This is a genomic window from Pseudomonas meliae, from assembly GCF_001400515.1.
Classification (GTDB): domain Bacteria; phylum Pseudomonadota; class Gammaproteobacteria; order Pseudomonadales; family Pseudomonadaceae; genus Aquipseudomonas; species Aquipseudomonas amygdali.
Genome location: NZ_LJQT01000502.1, coordinates 1 through 4,381, shown reverse-complemented (window position 1 = coordinate 4,381; position 4,381 = coordinate 1). Strand labels below are relative to the sequence as shown.

The window sequence follows — 4,381 nt, the reverse complement described above, 5'->3', positions numbered from 1 at the left end:
TTGATCGGAGAATCCTTAGCTGTACTGTATTGAGTTTATTCGCAGCGTCGAGTCGAGAAAGACGTTCAACGTCTTGTTCTCTTCACTACTGAGCCAACTGATCATCCTGGCAATGGGGCTTCTGATTTATGCGTGCCTGGCGATACCGTTCATCAAAGGCAGCCGCACGCATCTGCTGAATATAAATCAGGGCGCGTTACAGGAGTTAGATGACCGTATACAGTTTCTGGCTCAGCAAATAGCACTGCTCGTGCACGGTGAGTTACTTGAAATGACCGCCACGATTATCACCCTTGTTGCCACTGTGAAACTCATTTCCATCGCGACAGCCCTGCTGCAATATTCCGAGCCCCTCTGGCGCAGAGTGGGCGTGTTTTTCATATTTCTGGTCACCGCCCCACTGCTGATATTTCTTGTATCGGGTACAACCCTGATGCTCAAAGACTTCATCCCGGAGGCCCGAACCCTGACCGGTTTTTCGATACTGATTGTCGCAGCGCTCTATCTTTACGAACGTTCCTGCCCGCCGGAAACGCTGTTACCCAGACTGTTTATCGTCCTGCCACTGGCGGGCATGCTCTCGCTTTCGTTTGTCTACGGGAATGTTCTGAGCGCGCAAAAAGAGCTGGGCCAGCATGTTGCACGAAGCATTGCCTACGACATCGACGCGCTATCACAGTCGAGAACGCTGGAGCGTATACATTTGCGAGGGTTCTATTTGCAAAACTGGTTGCCCGCGGCGCAGTCGGCCTCAAACTTCTTACCGGTACTGGGTTACCTACTGAATACTCATTGCCTGACGCTGCCGGAAGCACTGCCGAGAACCGGCATCATCAATGTCCATAAATATACCGAGCCGCCAGTCGGTGAACATCTTCAACCCCCGGTGCTGATCAGGCCGCTTTATCGCGTTCACCTGTCTAAAAATACGGGTTATCTGGTACTCAAAAAAATCACCGAGCCTCAGGACTATCATCCAGAGCACTGACCGCATCGGGCCTCATCCGTCAGGATGGATGGTATTGGTACAGCCAGCTCTCGGTTAACGTCTGCTCACCCAGCCGCAGATACAGACGCATGTCTACCGGTTCTGCACCTTCTACCGTCAGGTCGAATTGCGCCCGCCAATGCCCCGCCATACCGTCAGGCACCGCCTCAGTGAAAATATTGGAGAAAGTCCCTCTTGAGCTGGACAATACCGCTTCCGGAAACGTATTGAACGGCACGTTTTCCAGAGTGCGGCCCTGAAATTCGACGACAAATTTTCGCACGCCTTGCGGCCGCGTCTGTCCGGGCCGGCCACCATTACCGAAGCGCGTCGCCACGCAATGTGCCAACTCACCGGGGTACGGCTCGTCCGCCAGCCAGTGCAGACGATAACGCAGCCGGTAATCTGTTCCGGGGCCTGCCGGTTTTTCAGGCACCCACATGGCGACGATATTGTCGTGGATCTCATCGTCAGTGGGAATTTCAACCAACTGTACGGCACCTTTCCCCCAATCGCCCAAGGGCTCGATCCACAGGCTCGGCCGCCGTTCATAATGCACGCCATCCAGGTAATGGCTGAATTCGCGATCCCGCTGCAGCAGACCGAAACCTCGCGGGTTATTGTCACTGAACGCAGATGCCATGGTTCTCGGCGGGTTGTTCAACGGTCGCCATATTCGCTCGCCTGCACCGGTCCAGATCGCCAGTCCGTCGGAGTCATGCACCTCGGGCCGCCAGTCAGCAGCTGTTTTCTTGGCCTGTTCGCTGAACCAGTACATCGAACTGATCGGCGCGATGCCGAACCTTTGCACTTCGCCGCGCATGAACAGTGCGGCCTCGACCTCCATCACCACCCCTTTGCCCCGCTGTATGGCAAAGCGATACGCCCCACAGATACTCGGCCCGTAAAGCAGTGCATAGACAACGACCGAGTCGGATGTATTGCTGTCCGGCGATTCAAACCAGAAGTGAGTAAAGTCGGGAAATTCTTCCGCACGCTCGGGCTGGGCGACATCCAGCGCAATACCCCGTGCGGAAAGTCCATATTGATACAGCTCGCCAATGGCACGAAAGTACGCAGCGCCGAGAAAAGCCGTCCAATCGTTATTACGCCAATCCAGTTTTTTCTGATCGCCTGTTCGACTTTCCTGAAAGCGAAACCCGGCAAAGCCAACACCCTGAGTCAACTGACGCGCAGGGCTGTCTTCAGGCATGTCGAAATACGCCTGATCGTAGAGAATTTCCCTGGCAGCGCCCTTATCGACGACATAGAGCCGCACCGGCTTGGGGAAGAACTTCCCCGGATGGAAAAAAGTGACCGGAAACCGCCCCGGTCCCTCCGCGAACAATGCGTACTCCGGCTTGAAACGAATCTTGCCGTGAGCGTCGTAGTCCAGTTTCGCCAGTACCTCCGCCGGAAGAGTTAACGGCACAATGTACGGCTGTGAGGCGGCCTCTTTTGCGCGCTGTACTAAAAGATCGAACGAAAAGGGCTCGCTATCGCCCATTTTTTGCGGCTCGTCAGCCTGTGAGGAAGAAGGGATACCTGATACGAACAACAGAGCAGATATCGAAGAAAACTCGAGAAAGTTTCGTCGATTCAACATGGTGGGGGTGGATCTGGTGGGCGGTAGACCTGAGCATAGATCAGCCCGCCAAAGCCACCCGTTCAGTTCGTCCGATTAACTCAATGCCCCTCGAGGAACGACGCTGCTTGATCCAGCAACAGCATGGGATTTTCGGCCTTGTGTATATCAACCGACAGCAACTGACGGAAACGCCGTGCGCCGGGGAAACCCAAACCAAGCCCGAGCATGTGCCGAGTGACATGGTGCATGTTGCCACCGCTGGCAATATGCGCCGCAATGTAAGGCCGCATCGACTCCAACGCATCGTAACGACTGATAACCGGCGCAGTGCTGTCGAACAACTGCTGATCAACATGCGCCAACAGATATGGGTTGTGATAAGCCTCACGGCCCAGCATGACGCCGTCGAAGGTCTGCAAATGTTCGCTACACTGCTCCAGCGTCTTGATGCCGCCGTTGAGTACAATCTCCAGATCAGGAAAGTCAGACTTCAGTTGCGCGACCACGTCATAACGCAGCGGCGGAATATCGCGGTTTTCCTTAGGCGACAGGCCCTCCAAAATCGCGATGCGCGCGTGAACCGTAAAACTCTCGCAACCGGCCTCATGAACCTTGCCGACGAAATCAGACAACTCGGCGTAGCTGTCACGGCCGTTGATGCCGATCCGGTGCTTGACCATGACCGGGATACCGACCGCATCGCGCATGGCCTTCACACAATCAGCCACCAACTGCGGATGCGCCATCAAGCATGCGCCGATCATATTGTTCTGCACCCGGTCGCTTGGGCAACCGACGTTCAGATTGACCTCGTCGTAGCCTGCCTCCTCAGCCAACCGGGAACAGGCAGCCAAGTCCGCCGCCGTGCTGCCGCCCAGCTGCAACGCCAACGGGTGCTCGGTCTCGTCATGGCGCAAGAACCGCTCACGGTCGCCGTGCAGCAAGGCACCGGTGGTGACCATTTCGGTGTACAGCAAGGCATGCTTTGAGAGCTTGCGCATGAAGTAGCGACAATGGTGGTCGGTCCAATCCATCATCGGGGCGACTGAAAAGCGCCGGGACAGCGCCGGGCTTGATTCTCCAGCGTTTACTGGGCTTTCTGTTTTGTCGATGCTCATCAATACTGATCTTTTATGCAGTGTTTTTTGGCCATTTTTGCTTGTCTTCCGAGAGCTGTTGGTACGTTTACCAACTCAAATCAGAAATGCACCAATTCAAAATGGGCACGATCAGACCACGCAAGCGCGAGGAAAACACAACTGCCTACTGCGCGCAGATACGGATCAATCGAGACGGGCAGCCAGTTTATCAGGAAACCCACACCTTCGATCGCAAGCAGGCGGCTCAAGTGTGGATGAAACGACGTGAGGCAGAGCTGGCCGTATCTGTTGCGATCGAGCGCATGAACCGCAAGACGGTCAGCGTGAAAGAGATGATTGATCGATACCTTGACGAGTACGAGAGGGTTCGTCCTCTGGGCAAGACCAAGCGAGCAATCCTTACGGCCATTAGCAAGAGCTGGCTGGGAGAGGTGTCAGATACGGCGTTGACCAGTCAAAAACTGGTTGAGCATGCACAATGGCGAATGGGGAATGGGCGCGGTGGTGTCCAGGCGCAGACCGTGGGCAACGATCTATCGCATCTGGGGGCAGTGCTGTCCGTCGCAAAGCCGGCATGGGGATATGATGTCGCCCCCCATGCAATGTCAAATGCACGTATCGTCCTGCGTAAATTAGGAATGGTCAGCAAGAGCAACGAGCGTACCCGACGCCCCGCCATAGACGAACTTGAACCGCCCCGGGTTT

Annotated in this window: 3 protein-coding genes and 1 pseudogene; 2 read left to right on the top strand and 2 right to left on the bottom strand. The window is 55.4% G+C overall.

The window, feature by feature from the left end:
* Nucleotides 1-73: 73 nt before the first annotated feature.
* A complete protein-coding gene (locus ALO64_RS23505) occupies nucleotides 74-988 on the top strand; it encodes a hypothetical protein (protein ID WP_169788682.1) in 915 nt (304 codons plus the stop codon).
* Between the two features lie 19 nt (nucleotides 989-1,007).
* Here the strand turns inward: ALO64_RS23505 and ALO64_RS23500 are convergent, their stop codons facing one another.
* Together ALO64_RS23500 and dusA are read right to left on the bottom strand one after the other, a co-directional pair.
* Nucleotides 1,008-2,495 (bottom strand): glucan biosynthesis protein, encoded by a 1,488-nt coding sequence (locus ALO64_RS23500; protein WP_044345624.1) that lies wholly within the window; start codon nucleotides 2,493-2,495, stop codon nucleotides 1,008-1,010.
* A gap of 179 nt (nucleotides 2,496-2,674) precedes the next feature.
* On the bottom strand, nucleotides 2,675-3,694 hold the full coding sequence (dusA, locus tag ALO64_RS23495) for a tRNA dihydrouridine(20/20a) synthase DusA (RefSeq protein WP_044345623.1): 1,020 nt from the start codon (nucleotides 3,692-3,694) through the stop codon (nucleotides 2,675-2,677).
* Nucleotides 3,695-3,795: 101 nt separating this feature from the next.
* On the opposite strand from dusA, the pseudogene ALO64_RS23490 reads away from it, so the two are divergent.
* A pseudogene (locus tag ALO64_RS23490) lies at nucleotides 3,796-4,381 on the top strand (site-specific integrase); the annotation flags it as partial.

Coding starts and splice junctions, on each gene's coding strand:
- ALO64_RS23500 (WP_044345624.1), bottom strand. CDS start 2,495: ATGGGCGATAGCGAGCCCTTTTCGTTCGATCTTTTAGTACAGCGCGCA.
- dusA (WP_044345623.1), bottom strand. CDS start 3,694: ATGAGCATCGACAAAACAGAAAGCCCAGTAAACGCTGGAGAATCAAGC.